Annotated in this window: 15 protein-coding genes and 3 pseudogenes; 10 read left to right on the top strand and 8 right to left on the bottom strand. The window is 59.5% G+C overall.

The features are described 5' to 3' along the window. From BLL38_RS17945 to BLL38_RS17920, 5 genes and pseudogenes are all read left to right on the top strand, one after another. Positions 1 to 1,180: T6SS phospholipase effector Tle1-like catalytic domain-containing protein (locus BLL38_RS17945; RefSeq protein ID WP_479725134.1), on the top strand; the 1,180-nt coding region annotated here is incomplete at its 5' end. A gap of 384 nt (positions 1,181 to 1,564) precedes the next feature. Then, positions 1,565 to 2,239 carry a Mu transposase domain-containing protein gene (locus BLL38_RS17935; protein ID WP_130898235.1) on the top strand — a complete coding sequence of 225 codons (675 nt, stop codon included), beginning with the start codon at positions 1,565 to 1,567 and terminating at the stop codon, positions 2,237 to 2,239. After that, positions 2,233 to 2,964: pseudogene (gene istB, locus BLL38_RS17930) on the top strand (IS21-like element helper ATPase IstB). Before BLL38_RS17935 ends, istB begins: the two are co-directional and overlap by 7 nt. 278 nt (positions 2,965 to 3,242) lie before the next feature. After that, positions 3,243 to 5,657 (top strand): DUF3772 domain-containing protein, encoded by a 2,415-nt coding sequence (locus tag BLL38_RS17925; protein WP_076963744.1) that lies wholly within the window; start codon positions 3,243 to 3,245, stop codon positions 5,655 to 5,657. 14 nt (positions 5,658 to 5,671) lie between these two features. Continuing rightward, positions 5,672 to 6,718 (top strand): DUF2931 family protein, encoded by a 1,047-nt coding sequence (locus BLL38_RS17920; RefSeq protein WP_159439758.1) that lies wholly within the window; start codon positions 5,672 to 5,674, stop codon positions 6,716 to 6,718. Positions 6,719 to 6,763: 45 nt separating this feature from the next. Here BLL38_RS17920 and BLL38_RS17915 read toward each other — a convergent pair whose 3' ends face one another. From BLL38_RS17915 to BLL38_RS17895, 5 genes are all read right to left on the bottom strand, one after another. After that, positions 6,764 to 7,990 (bottom strand): MFS transporter, encoded by a 1,227-nt coding sequence (locus BLL38_RS17915; RefSeq protein ID WP_076963742.1) that lies wholly within the window; start codon positions 7,988 to 7,990, stop codon positions 6,764 to 6,766. Positions 7,991 to 8,121: 131 nt separating this feature from the next. Further along, positions 8,122 to 8,463: a BrnA antitoxin family protein gene (locus tag BLL38_RS17910; RefSeq protein WP_076963741.1), complete on the bottom strand. Its 342-nt coding sequence runs from the start codon at positions 8,461 to 8,463 to the stop codon at positions 8,122 to 8,124. A gap of 3 nt (positions 8,464 to 8,466) precedes the next feature. Next, a complete protein-coding gene (locus tag BLL38_RS17905; protein ID WP_076963740.1) occupies positions 8,467 to 8,748 on the bottom strand; it encodes a BrnT family toxin in 282 nt (93 codons plus the stop codon). Between the two features lie 409 nt (positions 8,749 to 9,157). Beyond that, a complete protein-coding gene (locus tag BLL38_RS17900) occupies positions 9,158 to 9,778 on the bottom strand; it encodes an FMN-dependent NADH-azoreductase (RefSeq protein ID WP_076963739.1) in 621 nt (206 codons plus the stop codon). Continuing rightward, the gene (locus BLL38_RS17895) at positions 9,775 to 10,221 is read right to left on the bottom strand and encodes a GNAT family N-acetyltransferase (protein ID WP_076963738.1); all 447 of its coding nucleotides are present in this window, start codon (positions 10,219 to 10,221) and stop codon (positions 9,775 to 9,777) included. Before BLL38_RS17895 ends, BLL38_RS17900 begins: the two co-directional genes overlap by 4 nt. Before the next feature lie 87 nt (positions 10,222 to 10,308). Between BLL38_RS17895 and pdxR the strand changes: the two genes are divergently transcribed. The 3 genes from pdxR (at position 10,309) to BLL38_RS17880 (ending at position 13,368) form a co-directional block, all read left to right on the top strand. Next, the gene (gene pdxR, locus BLL38_RS17890; RefSeq protein ID WP_076963737.1) at positions 10,309 to 11,721 is read left to right on the top strand and encodes a MocR-like pyridoxine biosynthesis transcription factor PdxR; all 1,413 of its coding nucleotides are present in this window, start codon (positions 10,309 to 10,311) and stop codon (positions 11,719 to 11,721) included. 185 nt (positions 11,722 to 11,906) lie between these two features. Further along, entirely contained in the window at positions 11,907 to 12,818 is a 912-nt protein-coding gene (locus tag BLL38_RS17885) for a DMT family transporter (protein ID WP_076963736.1), read from the top strand. Positions 12,819 to 12,873: 55 nt separating this feature from the next. Further along, the gene (locus tag BLL38_RS17880) at positions 12,874 to 13,368 is read left to right on the top strand and encodes a DUF2165 family protein (RefSeq protein ID WP_076963735.1); all 495 of its coding nucleotides are present in this window, start codon (positions 12,874 to 12,876) and stop codon (positions 13,366 to 13,368) included. A 14-nt stretch (positions 13,369 to 13,382) separates the two neighbouring features. Here BLL38_RS17880 and BLL38_RS31435 read toward each other — a convergent pair. The 3 genes and pseudogenes from BLL38_RS31435 to BLL38_RS17865 all read right to left on the bottom strand — a co-directional run. After that, a pseudogene (locus tag BLL38_RS31435) lies at positions 13,383 to 13,556 on the bottom strand (N-acetyltransferase); the annotation flags it as partial. Positions 13,557 to 13,614: 58 nt separating this feature from the next. Further along, positions 13,615 to 14,097 (bottom strand): annotated as a pseudogene (locus BLL38_RS17870) (ClbS/DfsB family four-helix bundle protein); the annotation flags it as partial. Between the two features lie 68 nt (positions 14,098 to 14,165). Next, entirely contained in the window at positions 14,166 to 15,101 is a 936-nt protein-coding gene (locus tag BLL38_RS17865) for a LysR substrate-binding domain-containing protein (protein ID WP_076963734.1), read from the bottom strand. A 245-nt stretch (positions 15,102 to 15,346) separates the two neighbouring features. Between BLL38_RS17865 and BLL38_RS17860 the strand changes: the two genes are divergently transcribed. Further along, positions 15,347 to 16,036 (top strand): isochorismatase family protein, encoded by a 690-nt coding sequence (locus BLL38_RS17860; protein ID WP_076963733.1) that lies wholly within the window; start codon positions 15,347 to 15,349, stop codon positions 16,034 to 16,036. A 62-nt stretch (positions 16,037 to 16,098) separates the two neighbouring features. Beyond that, positions 16,099 to 16,725 (top strand): isochorismate family cysteine hydrolase YcaC, encoded by a 627-nt coding sequence (gene ycaC, locus BLL38_RS17855; protein ID WP_029300559.1) that lies wholly within the window; start codon positions 16,099 to 16,101, stop codon positions 16,723 to 16,725. Positions 16,726 to 16,755 lie beyond the last annotated feature (30 nt).

Genomic DNA, 16,755 nt, shown 5'->3' with positions numbered 1-16,755 from the left:
AACGCCTGCCTCAGGCCAATTGCATCGAAGGCTACGAAGCGCTGCTGCCGTGGAACTGCAAACCCACAACGCCACTTTAAAACGCAAAACCCCACCAGCGGGAGGTGGGGTTTATGGAGCGCTTACAACCCTACCGGGTGTTGCGGCTGACGAATCAGTCGAGGATTCGGCCTATCAGCCGATGCGACTGAACACGACCATAGAAGACACCCTGGCCGATCAACTGGGCTGGATCACCGGTTGGCGTATTGGTCGCTACGTCAATGATCCTCAAGGTGAGAACGACAGCTATAAGCGTCAGCCATTCTTCACCGGGGCCAACGAAGTCACCGCCTACGACGAGGATAAACAGCGAAAGGATTATGAGTCCAAGCAACAGGAGGCGGTAAAGAATCGGTTGAAGAACCGCGAGACGGCCATGAACTATCCCGGCCCACGGATCTATGAACCACAAATCGACAAAACCCAACTTAAACAGGCCGCCGAGGAATTCAAGTCCGACTACACCGGCCAGAAGCGCGAGCAGACCAGTTGGCAAGGCACGGTGACTGATGTGGTGTTACGTGACGCGGTCTTCCTGCTTAACGAGAATGACGAGTCCAAGGATCATGATTTCCTCAAGACGGCAGGCGATCAGCGCAGTAAGCAACTGTTTCGTGATGCTCAAGGTACGTCCAGTGCAGACCCTGACATGGCCCTGCTGGTGGCGTTGTTCGATGACCAGATACACGACTCGCGGGCCTGGTTCATGCACGATAAGTTGAAGTCGAGGGAGTTGTGGGCCGGTTATTTCTTTTACCGCATGACCTATTTCGGCAATGACAACAGCCGCGATCTATCTCCGGTTGTAGTCGCCGGTCGCATATTGGGCGTGGCGATGATTGCCGGTGCTACGGTGTATGGCATCAAGCGCCGTGGCGTATTGGGTAGTGTTGGCGGACTGGCGGCGGGTATTGGGGCGGCGACTATCGGCTACCAGGTAATCGATAAAGCCAGTGGCATGGCGCTGTCGTTCCTGCCGGGCGCGGAACAACTCCTGCAACCGACCAGCCATGTTGGCCAAGTCGCGGCGGAGCAGAAGCGTCAGATTGAACAGGATGACTTTGCCCAGCGTATGGAACGAACCACCGCCATGCTTCGTCAGGCCGGCAGCTTGTTCGAGCCGGGGGTGACCGCTTAGGCCGCGAAAATTAAATCACTCTTGTCGATTGCTTTATAACCTCTCAGTTCCTACTTCAACTGACGGCTTTGGTGATCGACCCGCACCTTCTCGCTTCCCACCCCATTCCGCCCGCAACTGTTCTCGGCTGCGCAGCCAGCCTTCCGCCCGTATCAGCATTGGCCAGAGCAGTTGAGGGTGTTCCAACAGATGCTGATTGAGCAGACGGCAGACGCTGTAGCCTTGGGTGGCAAGCCTTCAGGGTTGTGTAGCTGATCCAGTAAAATGCGGATCGCATTGTTATCAGTGACTTCCTGCTGTCGTTCTGCGAGCAGTTGCCAGACCTGCGGGCGTCGGTTCGATAACCACTGTGCAATGTTCTGCGCGGGGAGCAATATCGGCGTCGTGAACAAGCTTTCATGGTGCTCAATCGTCTCTGTCGTCAGAAGGCGATTGACCTCAAGGTCAAACCGCTTTTTCTGCCGCATGCCGGCTTTATATAATGCGGATTGGCGCTTCAAAGTGTGGGTGCGCAGTGATTACCTGGTCGAATACGACGGTCATCACTACTCCGTCCCCAACCGGCTGGTGCAGCAGCAGGTGGATCTACGGGCAACTGCGCAGGTGATCGAGGTCTTCCATAACCACCTGCATGTCAGTAGTCATCCGCGCCAAGCCTCACCCGGTATCAGCGTGCATGCCGAACATCGGCCACTGAACCAGCAATACTACATCGACAGTGAGCCTGCGGCCCTTCTGCAATGGGGGGAAGGGGTTGGCCCGTCGGTACTTCAACACCTGCGTTATCACCTGACCGAGCGGGCCGATGTTGCTAACGGCCACAAAGCGGCAAGCGCCTTACGACGCGAGGCACGTGTTCATGGTGAAAGCCGCTTGGAGGAAGACTGTGCTTATGCCTTGAGCATCAAGACCTTTGCCCTGAAAAGCCTGCAATCCATCCTGCGCGAACAACCGGATAAGCGTCCCAGTTTGAATACCCAACCCATCTCGACACCCGCCCATGAAAACCTCCGTGGTGCTCAGTATTTTGCCGATAAAAAGGACCTCCCGACATGCTAAACCAACCAACCCTAAACAAACTTCAGCACCTCCAGTTACCTGGCATGGCCAAGGCGTATCGAAAACAACTTGAGCAACCGAGCAAACAGCAACTGTCCTTCGATAACAGGCTAGGATTGATGGTTGATTACGAACTCAATGACCGCGAGAACCGCAAGCTGCAACGGCTGCTAAAGCAGGCAAAACTGCGCTATGCCGCACACCTCGAAGATGTGGACTTGCGCAGCAGTTGAGGGCTGGACGCACAGGTGATAGCGGACCTGACCAGTTGCGACTGGATATCCCGACAGCAAAACTTGCTGTTAACTGGGGCTACAGGGACAGGCAAGAGCTGGCTGGCCTGCGCCTTTGGGAGTCAGGCTTGCCGACAAGGCTTTTCAGTCATCTACAAAAGTGCCTCGAAGCTCTACGAAGAGTTGCAGGCAGCGATAGGTGATGGATCGCTGCCAAAATACCGCACGATGTTGAGCAAGGCGCGTCTGTTGATTCTCGATGACTTTGGTCTTGCGCCCGTAGAACCAGTAGTGGGTTACACGCTGCTGGACATTGTCGATAGCCGCATGCAAACCGGCTCATTGATTATCACCAGCCAATTCCCGACAGAACACTGGCACAGCCTATTCGTAGACGCGACATTGGCAGAGGCTATTTTGGATCGGATCGTGCATCGATCGCATCGGATCCTCCTAAAAGGCGAATCGTTGCGCAAACAAAAGATGAAGTAATAACTCACTGGCAGAGGGGGTATTACCCCCTTCTATTTTTTTGGGGCAGTTGGGTCAGTGGTCGACATGCTCTGCGTTGCAACTTGAGTGGCTCACAACCACCAGCGCGGTGGCTCACTATCACTGGAATGGGTGGCCCACAACCACTGGAAACAAATGTCACAACCACCAGCGCCCACAAATATGCCTGCACCTGCTCTTTTGCGGCCCTTATGGAATTTCCTTTCTCCAGGGGCAGTCCATAATGGCAATGCAAAGAGACTGAAAAGGGTGACTTGATGCGGCGAATTTATACACGCGTCATCTGCCAGGCCATACTGGCCATGGTGATGGCTATCAGCCTGCCCGCGTGGGCCGATGCGCCGGCAACAACGGTGCCCGTCGAAGTTGTCGACAGTTTGCCGGTGTTGCCCGATGACGCTGATCTCAAACAGCTCAGCCAGCAGCTTGAGCTGATTCGCCAGAGTGTGCCCATCAGTACCAGTGACGAGAAGCTGGCGGAGTTTCGACAGGGCGCACTCCAGGTGCAACAACAGGCCGAGGCGTTGCTCACGGTGCGCGCCACCGATATGGAGCGCCTGGATGATCAACTCAAGGTAGTGGGCGCGGCCCAGCCCGGGGAAGCGCAGAGCCTCACCGCCCAGCGGGATGCCCTGACCCGGAAAAAAAACAGCCTGCTTGCCGATGAGAGCCAGGCCAAACAACTGAGCCAATTGAGCCGTGATCTCGCCGCGCAGATCGTCAATCTGCGGCGCAACCTGTTCAATTCCCAGGTCACTTCACGCACCGATAGCCCCTTCAGCCCCTCGTTCTGGTCGAGCCTGATCCGCCCCACCACTGAAGACCTGCAGCGCCTGGACAACCTGAAGGCCGAAGGGCTCGTCGCCCTCAAGAGTGCCGTCAGCCCCGAGCGCCGCTGGGCGTTCTTCGGCACGCTGCTGGTGGCGGTGCTGATCTGGAGTTTCGGCCGGCGACTGCTTGAGCAACTGCTTACCTGGGCGATGATCCGCTGGCTGCCGGAGGGGCGCCTGCGGCGCAGCACACTGGCGGTGGCGGTGGGGCTGGCGTCGATCCTGACGATCATGGGGGCCGTCTCATTGATGCGCTGGGCGGTGGAAAGCAATGCGCTCTTGAGCGAAAACCTGGCGCGGCTTTCTGATCACCTGGTCACCCTGGCCATGTTCTGCGCGTTTATTGCCGGCCTGGGACGGGCCTTGCTGATGCTGCCGCGACCTTCCTGGCGGTTGCCGACCATTGCCGATGAAATCGCCAGTGCCCTGGGGCCTTTCCCGGCGATTCTGGCGGTAGCGCTGATGCTGGTGGCCACCGAGGAGCGTATCAACAGCGTCACGGGCGCCAGTCTGGCATTGACCGTGGCGCTCAATGGCCTGACGGCCCTGATCACGGCGCTGATCTTCATCGCTGCGTTGCTGCGCGTGCGCCATGTGCGCAACAAGCTCGGGCTGGAGCGCCCGGGCGGGCTCGCCGGTATGTTGCCCTTTGTGGCCTCGATATGGGTGGCGGTGATTGTCCTCGCGCTGTTCACGGGGTATCTGTCCCTGGCCTACTTCCTGACCGTCAAGCTGCTGTGGATCAGTGTGGTGGCGGCGACGGCCTATCTGCTCATGGCCTTTTTCGGCGACGTCTGCGAAACCCTGCTCTCGCCCAAGCAGCCCAGCGGCCTGGCACTGGCCAAGGCCCTGGGGCTGTCGCCACGGCACCAGGCCCAGGCTTGCACGGTACTGGCGGGCGTTGGTCGTACCTTGCTGCTGCTCACTGCGGTGATGGCGGCTTTCCTTCCGGCGGGCTCCAGCCCCAGCGAGCTGCTCCAGGGCTTCAGCCAACTGGGAGAGTCCAGCAAGACCCTGGGCAACCTGCAAATCATTCCCCAGGACATCCTCGTTGCGCTGCTGATGTTTGTCGTCGGCCTGTTCGCTGTGCGCACCTTGAAGCGCTGGCTGAGCGAGCGGCTGCTGCCGGAAACCAACATGGACGCCGGCATGCGCGCGTCCCTGGTGACCCTGGTGGGCTACCTCGGCTTTGTGCTGCTGAGCCTGTTGGTGATGTCCACCCTGCGGATCAACCTGACCAGCCTGACCTGGGTGGTCAGTGCCTTGTCGGTGGGGATCGGTTTCGGCTTGCAGGCCATTGTGCAGAACTTTATCTCCGGGCTGATCCTGCTCACCGAACGGCCGGTGAAGGTCGGCGATTGGGTGAGCCTGGGCGGCGTCGAGGGGGATATCCGCCGGATCAATGTCCGGGCGACCGAGATCCAGATGGCCGACCGCTCGACGGTGATCGTGCCGAACTCGCAGTTCATCTCGCAGAATGTGCGCAACGTCACCATGGGCAACGCGCTCGGTGTGGTGGGCATCACCCTCACATTGCCGCTGGACACCGATGTCTTGAAAGTGCGCGAACTGCTCATGCAGGCCTTTACCGAACATGAGGCAATTCTCGACAGCCCCGCACCTTCGGTCACGTTCAAGGACCTGGCCAGGGACGGCCTGATCATTGGAGTCAGCGGCTACGTCAACAGCCCGCGCTCGGTGTCCGATGCCCGCAGCGACTTGCTGTTTATCCTGCTTGCGCGCCTTCAGGAAATGGGGATTACCTTGTCTTCACCCCAGAGCCTGGTCTTGGTGACGGGAGAGGGCAGTGCCGCGAGTGGCGATGTTCCTGTAAGGCAATGAAGAGGTTGTGGTGTGTGAACATAAAAAGCCCGATGCCAGTGCTGATTGCTGTTGTGTTCTGTTGTTCTTTGATGGCTTGCAAGAGTAAAGACGTGCCTGAAACGTATAGCTGGACGGGAACGGTATCCGCACCGCAGGAATATCCGATGGAGGTGTATCGCGGCGCGATAATCGCTGAGGGCTTTACCTACGGTTTTGATGCGATCTGGGGTACGCAGAATACCGGTTGGGGCAGCCAGGGCGGAACCATGACCACGGCGGTCGAGAAAAAGGCCGTGCCCTATCAACTGGAATTTACGTGGTACTCGTTGGTGGAGCGAACGTTCTATACCGGCAAATGGGACTTGGACAAACACACGATAAAACGTCTGCTGGATGAGGGTTTTATCGATCAAGACACCCATAAAAAAGACACCTATCGCACGTTTATCGTGGGGTTGGCACCACAGGGGCGGGTGGTGCTCTGGCTGAGTGGGGCGGGAAACCAGAAGGAGGTGGGGGCTTTTCAGGCGCAGGTGGCAACCCTGACCAAGGAAAGTGCCTACAGCAATGCCCAATACATGTTTAAAGACGGCTATGCAGACCGCATGCTCAATGACCCAGTCTATAAGACCTTCAGCCCGCAAATCCGGCAGAAAATCCAAACGCAGGGCTATCCTGCGCCAGGCATCTATGATGCCTACCGGGAAAAATACAGCTGGAGACCTGTGGTGGTCCTGCAGGAGGGCGAATGGCTGGACTTTGGATGGCGCGCCTACAACGGTGAGCAGGAAAACATATTCGGAAAGGACCTCCTGGACAATCCTTATGAACAAAGGGCCATCCCAACGTTTTGTGGCTTCTATTGGCGCAATGGAAACAGCCGCTATGGCGTCTGGATTGATGCTTTCGATGAAAAAGAAATCTTTGAGGTTTTCCAGAAACTGGGCAAGCAAAAAGATATAGACCTGCTGGTGAAAGTTGATGCGCAAAACACCCGGGTTTCCCTGGCGTTAAGGTCGGGAACGCAAGAGTTCCCCATCGGCAAAGCAACAGTCAGGTTGTCTGGTAAAATCGAGTAGGCTCGCCCCAGCTTAAGGGCGAGCCACACTTCAGTGCTCAGCCAACTAGCAGGGCTGGGCCGCGAGGCTGTTGCTGACATTGCGTCCCAGCACCAACACCGTCACAAAACCCAAGCCCACCAGTACCGTGGCGAGGCTCAGCAGCACCGAGCTGCCCAGTTGGTCGACGATCCGCCCACCGAAGAACGAGCCCAGGGCAATGATTACCTGGAACAACGCCACGAACAGCGGCATGCCGCGTTCGACGTCCTTGGGCGCCACGACAAACATCCAGATACTGGCGCAGGCCGGGAAGGCGCCGAAGGCGAAGCCCCAGAGCGCGATCAGCATCGCCGCGCCGGTCATGCCGGTGGCGAAGTGGGGGAACAGGGCGGTGCTGGTGCCGATCATCAGTGCCACCAGCAACAGGGTGTGACGTACGCTGCGGTTGGCAGCAAAACCGGCAAAAATATTGCCCATCACCCCGGCCACGCCAAACAGCAGCAGCAGCGAACCAATCGTTGGCCCGTCGAAGCCGGCACTGTGCTTGAAGAAGGGCGCGACGTAGGTGTACGCAGCAAAGTGCGCCAGGCCGATCAGCAACACTGCAATCAAGCCGACCCGCGCTTGTGGGTTGATAAACAGGGCTGGCAGGTCGCTGACGCGAATGGCCTTCTCCGGGTTGAGTCGCGGCAGGAGGAAGATCTGCGCCAGGAGCACCGGCACCCCCATCAGCGCGGTGATCAGGAAGGTCATACGCCAGCCCATCAGGCCGCTCAGCCAGGTGCCGACGGGTACGCCCAGCACGGTGGCCAGGGTCACGCCGACCATGATGATCGAAGTGGCCTGGGCCACGCCCACGCCCTTGGGCGCCAGCCGGCCGCTGAGGGCGATGGCCGTCGCCCAGAAACCGCCGATACTGATGCCCAGCAGCACGCGGCCGAACAGCAGCAGGCCGAAGTCACTGGCCAATGCCACGACCGAGTTGGCGATGATCATGATCAGCGTCAGGCCGATCAACAGATAGCGACGGTCCATGGTGCCAATGCCGACCGACAACAACGGTGCGGCGAGGGCGGCCATGATGCCGGGCAGGGTCACCATCAGCCCGGCGTGGCCGGCACTGATGCCCAGGTCGCTGGCCACATCGTTAAGGACACCCACCGGCAGAAACTCACTGGTCACCAGGGCAAAGGCCCCCACGGCGACCGAGAGAATCGCCAGCCACTGCTGTTTGACACTCTGTTGATTATGTTCGGGAAGGCTACGAGGGGCCTGGCTGGCGCTTGGCATGGGTGGAGATCCGGGGGGAATGCAGCCTGAAGCCAGGCCGGGGGAGAATGTGGAGGCGATTATAGGAATCGGTGCAGGCAATTAAACAGGCCGGGCGGTTTGATAGTCATCATCACTGCAATCAATGCAACTCACGGTTTTGACATGGCCAGCACCCTGTTCAACTCGCCAGCGACAGCGATCAACTGTCGCTCCAGTGCTTCTACCTCCGAGTGACTGATGCCATGGCTGATGACTTGCAGGGTTTTGGCGCGCTTTTTCGGCGCAGGCGCCAGACTGTGTATGTCCTGTGAAATCAGCGCCTGACGCAATAACTGATTAATCACGGTTTGATAGCCCATACCGGCGCTTTGCGCACGCTCACGGGCAGCGATGATGACGGCGTCGTCCAGCATAATAGTGATGCGTGTCTTCCCCTTGTTGCTGGCGATTGCGCCACGCTTGCCTTTGCTGAAGTCGTATTGGTCTTTCATGGTTCAAGCCTCCAGATACTGGCGCCGTTCATTTTTGGATGCGAGCCTGGCACTGATAACACGCACGAAGTTTGGGTCGCGGTAGGTGTAGGCCACCACCAAAACGCGTCCCTTCGCGTCTATGCCCATGCTCACCCAGCGCTCTTCATCGTGATCGTGATCCTGTATTGTCAGGGCGGTCTCGTCGTAAAACACCGGTTCTGCATCAGCTAGGCTTATGCCTTTATGCTTCTGCTGGTTTGCGATGTTTTTTGCCTCGTCATATTGAATCCTGAATCTTCTCATTATGCATATTTTATATGTATAAAAAAGCGGTTGAAGGAACCGTTAATCAGGAGAGGGTGGGTTGTGGTTGCGCGATTGACCTACGTAACCTGCGTCTTACCTTTTGCAGAATTTCTAAGGGATGTAGACACACCCAATCTTGCTCGATCAGTTGAGGCTCGATCTTGCCGATCTTGCCAATGTGCATCCGCCCGTAAAGCGTGATCCGATACGTAGCCGGCTTCTGTTTCGGTTGCCGGATGAGATGAAGTAGAGATGTTTTGGCCTCTTTCGCAGGGCCTCTTTCTATCCAAGCCTGCTTTCATCTACAGCCCAAGCACACCCATGGCCACCAATGCCGTCCCGGCAGCATCGACTATGTCGCCCATGGCATCTCCGGCCTGGTTGACCCTGGTGGTGCCCGGGACCGTCAGGCACAAATAAGCGGGTTGAACAGCGGCTCCAGGGCCAGCCGGGCACGGCTGTCCCGGACCGCCGCCTGGACCGCCTCGTCACCGAACACCAGCCCCTGCAGGTACGTGAAATGCGGGTCGAGCAACCCCAGGGTCACCAGGACCTGGCGCAGGTAGGGCGTCAGGAAGTCCGGTTGACGTGCCGACTCGCCCTGATGAAAACCACCGGAACCGACCAGGACATACACCGGGCGGTTGCTCAGCAGGCCGGTCTTGCCCTCGGGCCCGGAACTGAACGTGCGGTGAATGCGCAGGACATAGTCGACCCACAGCTTGAGCGCAGCGGGCAGGGTGAAGTTGTGCATCGGCGTGGCAATAAGCAGGAGATCGCAGCGCTCCAGCTCGCGGATCAGCATTTCGGAAACCTCGAAGGCCGGCGCGTCGAACGGCGTGGTCGTCGCCAGGCCCCGGGCGTAGTCCAGGCCGAGCGGTGGCAGCGGGTGGGTGCCCAGGTCGCGTTCGACCAGTTCGAGCCTCGGGTGCTGCTGCCCAAGGGCGTCCACCAGTTCCAATGCCAGCTGGTTGGCATGGGAAACCTGGCCATTGGGGCTGGCGTTGATCAATAGAACATTCTTCATGCCGGATTCTCTGTCTGAAGGCGTTGGGTGAAGTGCATGCCGTGGGCCAGTAGCCCCTGGCGAAAATAAAAGCGTTGGGCCAACGGCATATGCAGCCCGGTGTCCAGCACCAAATGCGCGCAACCGCGCTGTACGGCTTGTTCGCGAACCGCGTCCAGCAGCCGTGCGCCCAGGCCGCTGCGCTGCAGGTCTGGGTGTACCACCAGGTCATCGACATAGAGGAAGCGCCCGTAGAGCAGGTTTTCCAGCCCACGGTAACCGGCCAGGCCGACCACTTGCCCGGCGTCCCACGCCGCCAGTAACCGGTAGCCTTGTCCTGTCTGGCGCAGCAGTTGCGCCACATAGTGGGCCGGGTGGGTGACATGGGGCCGCAGCACGCGCATCAGGTCGAAACTGGCCGCGAAGGCCTGCTGGTCTTCGAGATGCCCCAGTGTATAAGTCATGTCTGTCGTCCGCTGTGAAGAGGTAGCAGACCTTAAAGCGCGGATGACTTAAGCTACAGGGCCGAAAAGTGCATAAATGACTAGGCCATGATTCCTCCCTTCACGCTGGACCGTAGCCAGAGCGCGCCGGTCTACCGCCAGCTTTACCAGCGATTTCGCGAATCCATTGCCGATGGCCGCCTGCGTCCGGGCGATCGCGTGCCTGCCGTTCGCGCATTGGCGGCGCAACTGAACCTGGCGCGTGGCACGGTGGAAGCGGCTTACCAGTTGCTGATGGGGGAGGGCTACCTGATTGCGCGTGGCGCCGCCGGGACGATGGTCACGCCGCAATTGGCTGCGGTTTCCTCGCCCATACGCCAGGCGCCTGTCCTGGCGACGCAGGATCAGTCCACCCATTGCGGGGCGCTGCCCCTGGCCCTGCAAATGGGGTTGCCGGCACTGGATGCCTTTCCCCGCAAGCTCTGGACCCGGCTGGCGGGCCGGCAGTTGCGTCAGGCCGGGCTTGAGGGGCTTGTCTACCCGGACCCGCGTGGCCATGCACCGTTGCGCGCGGCCATTGCCACCTACCTGGGCATTTCCCGGGGGATTACCTGCCACCCGGAACAAGTGTTCGTGTGTGCGGGCTATCGTGCGTGCCTGGACCTGATCCGCCACACGCTGATGCATCATGGCGATAGGTGCTGGCTGGAAGAGCCCGGCTACTTCATGGCGCGCAATGCGCTACTGCAAGCCGGTGCACAACTGGTGCCGGTTCCGGTGGATGAGCAGGGGCTCGATGTCGCGCAAGGCATCGCCCGCTGCGCGGATGCGCGTTTTGCGGTGGTCACGCCGAGCCACCAGAGCCCGCTGGGCGTGTCGTTGTCACTGCCGCGCCGACTGGCCCTGCTGGACTGGGCCAACCGCCAAGGCAGTTGGATCATCGAGGATGACTACGACAGCGAATACCGCTATCAGGGCCGGCCCTTGCCGGCACTCAAGAGCCTCGACCAGCAGGGCCGGGTGCTCTACACCGGCACTTTCAGCAAGGTGTTGTTTCCCGGCCTGCGCCTGGCCTATCTGGTGGTGCCGGCGGCGCAGAGCGACGCTTTCGCCCGTCAGGCGGACCGCCTGCATAACCACTGCCCGCAACTCCTCCAGGCGACCGTCAGCGCCTTCCTCTACGAGGGGCACTTTGCACGGCACTTGAAAAAAATGCGCAATCTCTACGCGCGCCGCCGCCAGTGGCTGGTCGATGCACTGCTGCAACAGTTCGGCGAACGCCTGTCGATCAACCCCCAGGCGGGAGGCATGCACCTGATTGCAGGCCTGCGTGAAGGTGATGATGTTGACCTCGCCCAGCGTGCCCGGGCCATTGGCATCGCCGTCGAGCCGCTGTCACCGTGGTACCTGGAGGCCAAGCCCAGGCACGGCCTGGTGCTGGGCTTTACCAACATCGTCAGCGCCGAGCAGGCCGCGACGGTGGCGCTTCAATTGGCTCGCGTCATCACCCAGGCGCCGTAGAAGGTCCTGTTTGACAGACGCTCTGACGCGCCGGCCGATTTGACCGCAAGAAGCGGAGTGCGCGCGCATGGCGAAGCCCCTTAGTGTGAGACTCCAAGCGTAGAGGCGTCCGCCATGGCTGGCCCGGCCTCAGCCAAGCGATTCTGGAGTCTTTACTTCGTTAATGAACGGCACCGAAGGTCACCATGAAATTATCCGATTATGTTCGACTCCTTATTCTGGCGGCGATCTGGGGCGCCAGTTTTCTCTTTATGCGCCTATCGGCTCCCGTTCTGGGCGCCTTGCCGACTGCATTTTTCCGCGTCTTGTTGGGCGCCATTGGCTTGGCGGTCATTCTTGCCCTGCTCAAAACCAACGTCGATTTCAAAGGCAAGCTGCAGCCGATCATGGTGTTGGGGGTTATCAATTCGGGCATCCCATTTTTGATGTATAGCGTGGCTGCACTGTTGTTGCCTGCCGGCTATTCGGCCATTTTCAATGCGACCACACCGATGATGGGGGTATTGATCGGTTGGATGTGTTTCAGCGAGGCGTTGACCCTGAAAAAGGCGGCTGGGGTGCTGATCGGTCTGATGGGCATTGCGATCCTGACCAGCACCGGCCCCGTCGCACTTTCAATGAGTGTGGTCATGGGGGCGTTGGCGTGTTTAGTCGCCACCAGCTGCTACGGCGCAGCAGGATTCCTGACTAAACGATGGGTTGCTGACAAGGGTGGGCTGGACGCAAAACTTGTCGCATTTGGCAGTCAGGTGGGGGCGACGCTGTTCCTCGTGCCTTTTTTCGGCGTCTCTGCTGCAATCAGCCCACCGCCGACCTGGGGCAACCCGGAGGTTTGGGGCGCACTGCTTGCCCTGGGTTTTATCTGCACCGCGTGTGCGTACATTCTGTATTTTCGCTTGATCGCGGATATCGGGCCGGTGCGTTCGCTGACCGTGACCTTCCTTATCCCGCCTTTCGGCGTGCTGTGGGGAGTGCTGTTGCTGGGGGAGCGTCTTTCGCTCGCCCATTTGTACGGCGGCGGGCTTATTTGTTTAGCGGTGTGGTGCGTTCTCAGCAACAACCGGCAAAAAGTAACAGGTTCACCCGCCTCGGATTGATCCAGTCACCGAGCGTGTTAGCGTAGCCATTTTATTGCCCAGGGATACGAGCAACATGACCACCCGTTACGCAAAAATCATCCTGACCCTGATGCTGGCGGCCTTCGCCGCGCTTGTGGCGTTCAACAACCTCACCGATTACGCCTCCAACTTTGCCTTCGTCCAGCACGTGTTGAGCATGGACACCACATTCCCGGGTAACGCCGCCATGTACCGGGCAATCACCGCACCCTGGCTGTGGCATGGCGCCTATGGGCTGATCATCGCCGGCGAAGCCCTGACGGGCGTATTGCTGGCCCGGGGGGCGCTGGCCATGTGGCGGGCCAGGCAGGCCAGTGGTCGGCAGTTCAACGCGGCCAAGCAGGTGGCCATTATCGGCTTTACCGCTGGCCTGCTGGTGTGGTTTTTCGGCTTTATGGTGATTGGCGGGGAGTGGTTCCTGATGTGGCAATCCCATCAGTGGAATGGCCAGGACGCGGCATTCAAGTTCTATATGGCGCTGCTTGGGGTGCTGATTTTTCTCAACCAGGCGGACGTGGATCGCGACTGACGCACCTCACACAGTCAGCCAACGAATTTGACAAACACGTGTTCAGGATCGTGTTCGTCAAGGTTCTCGATGCTCCCGCTGGGGATAAACCCGGCCTTTGCGATCAAGGCCCGGGAGGCGGTGTTGGAGGCATTGGTCGACACAAACAGCTTGGGCGTCTTGCACGCCGCCTCGGCCGCCGCCAGCAGCGTGCACGTCCTCGGGGACTGCCTGGCGGATGAGCAGGCCTTTGGTCTTAAGCCATTTGCGTAAGCGCCCACGCGCATTGTCATACGGGGACGCGGTGTTGAACTGGATCATCCGCCCCAGCGTCCACTGCTCGTACCACGGGCATTCGTAAAGCTGGGCATTGTCGCGGTTCTGGATAATGGACACGATGCGCTGCTTGGCCGTGTCGAGCCGTTCGAGCAATTGCTCAAAAGGGATGCCTTCGTAGTCACGGTAGAACTTCTGCGCCAGTTGCCCCAACTGGTTCCACTTGAAGCCGGTTTCCGGGAAGTCTATGGCGTTGTCGGCGGCATCGGCCGCCAGCCATTTGAGCACCAATTCGTTCCAGCCCACCAGGTAGGCGACGAGATTGGCAACGCTCATCTGCGTGCCTTTGGCGTGCCCCTCCAGGTTGCATTCGTTGACGCACTCGGCAGGCACCTGCTGGATGACGCTGAGTAGCTTTGCGTAATTGCGGTTGATGGCATCGAGCAGTTCTTGCTTGTTTTGAGGGACCGTCATGACTCACCCACCACCTAAAAAACCAATCCTGCCTCAGCCCGGGGCAGGGATCCATACCCCGGCGGGTTTCAGTGTCCGTTCTCCGGCGAGGGGCCCGATGGGCCAGGCGCCTGGGTTTCAAACGCCTGGGCCAGAAAATCGATCAAGGTTCGCACGGAAGGCAGCAGCCCACGTCTTGACGGGAAAACGGCGCTGATCACGCCCTCGGTGGGGCGCCATTGGGGGAGCAGGCTGACCAGGCGACCCTCTTGTATCTCCTCCTTGACCACGGCCAGCGGCAGGTTGGCCATGCCCACACCTTGCAGCGCCGCACTTTTCAGGGTGGGCATGTCATCGCTGATCAGCCGTGGCGTGTGGCAGATCTCGGCGGACACGCCTTCTGGGCCGATCAGCTCCCAAACGTACTGCAGCAGCGGGTTGCCCCAGCTGATGGTTGGCAGTCCCGACACGTCGGCAGGTAACAGCGGCAGTGCATGCTGTTGCAAGAAGGCCGGGCTCGCGACCAGCGCCTGGGGGCTCTTGGCGAGCAGCTTCATCACCAGGTCACTGCTTTCCAGGGGCGGGAAGCACAGGTTCAGCGCGATGTCATAGCCCTCGCTGATCACATCGACCTTGCGGTTGAAGCTTTTCACGTTGAGTTCGACATTGGGGCACTGGGCCATGAACTGGGCCAGCATCGGCGCTACCCAGTAATTGAGCAGGGCGGTGGTGCAACTCAGGCGGATCACCCCGCGCGGCTCGGCCTTGTTGAAGGCGATCAGGTCCTCGGCCGACTCTGCCTCGGCGGTCATCGCCACGCAGTGGCGGTAGTAGGCCAGGCCGATGTCGGTGACCTGGAACTGACGGGTCGAGCGCTGGATCAGCCGTGCCCCCAGCCGCGCTTCCAACTGGCTGACCCGGCGGCTCAAGGTCGACTTGGGCATGTTCAGCGCCCGACCGGCTGCCGCAAAGCCACCATGCTCAACCACCTTGGCATAGAGGAACAGTTCATTGAGGTCGAACACAGGCATCGTTCCATTTTTGAGATGGTGAAGTCTAATTCAACGACTACCGGACACCTAGTGCAATGACGAACACTGGAGATAGTACAGCTGAGGCTGGATTTACCAGCTGCGTGAAAAATGATCGCTTCGTGCTACCCAACATTATTCTGCACTGGCGTTCCATTGTTGGAATTGTCAGCTGCCGCCAGAAACGTCGAGGCAAGGTTCTGGCCCGATACCGTTCACCCATGTAAGAGGAAAGGCAAATGAGCGCTTCAGGTAACGCTGCAAACTTTAATGGTCAGAAGCCAACGATTGACCCCACCGACACCGCCATGTTGCTGATCGACCACCAGAGTGGCCTGTTCCAGATCGTCAAGGACATTGATGTTCCTCAATTGCGCGCCAACGCCATTGCCTTGGCCAAGGCCGCGACCCTGCTGAAAATCCCGGTCATTACCACCGCTTCGGTGCCCCAGGGGCCGAATGGTCCGTTGATCCCGGAAATCCACGAGGCGGCGCCCCATGCCCAGTATGTGGCCCGGCGTGGCGAGATCAATGCCTGGGATAACCCCGAGTTCCACGCGGCGGTCAAGGCCACCGGCAAGAAGACTCTGGTGATCGCCGGCACCCTGACCAGCGTATGCCTGGCGTTTCCGTCCATCGCGGCGGTGCATGAGGGCTACAAGGTGTTCGCCGTGGTCGATGCCTCGGGCAACCACTCGAAGCTGGCCACCGAGCTGACCGTCGCGCGCCTGGCCCAGGCCGGCGTGGTGCCGATCGACATCATGGGCACCTTGTCGGAACTGCAAGGCTCGTGGAACCGTCCAGATGCCCAAGAGTGGGCGAACGTCTATACCCAGGCCATGCCGCACTACCAATTGCTGATCGAGAGTTACATCAAGGCGCAGGAAGTGGCTAATAACCACGAAGCGCTAGACTCCCAGCGCAAGTAAATACCGCTGACCTTTCCCGGTGCGGCCCATTTCGGGAAGCACCTCTTACCAGGAGCATCATGATGTCTAAACCCTACGTTCGCCTGGACAAAGATAACGCCGCTGTCCTGCTGGTTGACCATCAGGCTGGCTTGTTGTCACTGGTGCGTGATATCGAGCCCGACAAGTTCAAGAATAACGTGCTGGCCTTGGCTGACCTGGCCAAGTACTTCAAGTTGCCGACCATCCTCACCACCAGCTTTGAAACCGGCCCCAATGGCCCGCTGGTGCCCGAGCTCAAGGCCCTGTTCCCGGACGCGCCGTACATTGCCCGTCCTGGCCAGATCAATGCCTGGGACAACGAGGATTTCGTCAAGGCCATCAAGGCCACCGGCAAGAAGCAACTGATCATCGCCGGCGTGGTGACTGAAGTGTGCGTGGCGTTCCCGGCGCTGTCGGCCCTGGCCGAAGGCTATGAAGTGTTTGTGGTGACCGATGCCTCCGGCACCTTCAACGAACTGACCCAGCAATCGGCCTGGAACCGCATGTCGGCCAACGGCGCGCAGCTGATGACCTGGTTTGGCCTGGCGTGCGAGCTGCATCGCGACTGGCGCAACGATATCGAAGGCCTGGGGACCTTGTTCTCCAACCACATCCCGGACTATCGTAACCTGTTCACCAGCTACAACGCGTTGACCGAGGGCAAATAAGCCCAGGTCCGGGGGGCTGTGCGGCTACGG

This window comes from Pseudomonas gessardii, from assembly GCF_001983165.1.
Taxonomy (GTDB): Bacteria; Pseudomonadota; Gammaproteobacteria; order Pseudomonadales; family Pseudomonadaceae; genus Aquipseudomonas; species Aquipseudomonas gessardii.
This window is presented reverse-complemented; position numbering and strand designations above follow the sequence as displayed.

Coding starts and splice junctions, on each gene's coding strand:
- pdxR (WP_076963737.1), top strand. CDS start 10,309: ATGATTCCTCCCTTCACGCTGGACCGTAGCCAGAGCGCGCCGGTCTAC.
- BLL38_RS17925 (WP_076963744.1), top strand. CDS start 3,243: ATGCGGCGAATTTATACACGCGTCATCTGCCAGGCCATACTGGCCATG.
- BLL38_RS17910 (WP_076963741.1), bottom strand. CDS start 8,463: ATGAAAGACCAATACGACTTCAGCAAAGGCAAGCGTGGCGCAATCGCC.
- BLL38_RS17900 (WP_076963739.1), bottom strand. CDS start 9,778: ATGAAGAATGTTCTATTGATCAACGCCAGCCCCAATGGCCAGGTTTCC.
- BLL38_RS17880 (WP_076963735.1), top strand. CDS start 12,874: ATGACCACCCGTTACGCAAAAATCATCCTGACCCTGATGCTGGCGGCC.
- ycaC (WP_029300559.1), top strand. CDS start 16,099: ATGTCTAAACCCTACGTTCGCCTGGACAAAGATAACGCCGCTGTCCTG.
- BLL38_RS17885 (WP_076963736.1), top strand. CDS start 11,907: ATGAAATTATCCGATTATGTTCGACTCCTTATTCTGGCGGCGATCTGG.
- BLL38_RS17915 (WP_076963742.1), bottom strand. CDS start 7,990: ATGCCAAGCGCCAGCCAGGCCCCTCGTAGCCTTCCCGAACATAATCAA.
- BLL38_RS17895 (WP_076963738.1), bottom strand. CDS start 10,221: ATGACTTATACACTGGGGCATCTCGAAGACCAGCAGGCCTTCGCGGCC.
- BLL38_RS17905 (WP_076963740.1), bottom strand. CDS start 8,748: ATGAGAAGATTCAGGATTCAATATGACGAGGCAAAAAACATCGCAAAC.
- BLL38_RS17860 (WP_076963733.1), top strand. CDS start 15,347: ATGAGCGCTTCAGGTAACGCTGCAAACTTTAATGGTCAGAAGCCAACG.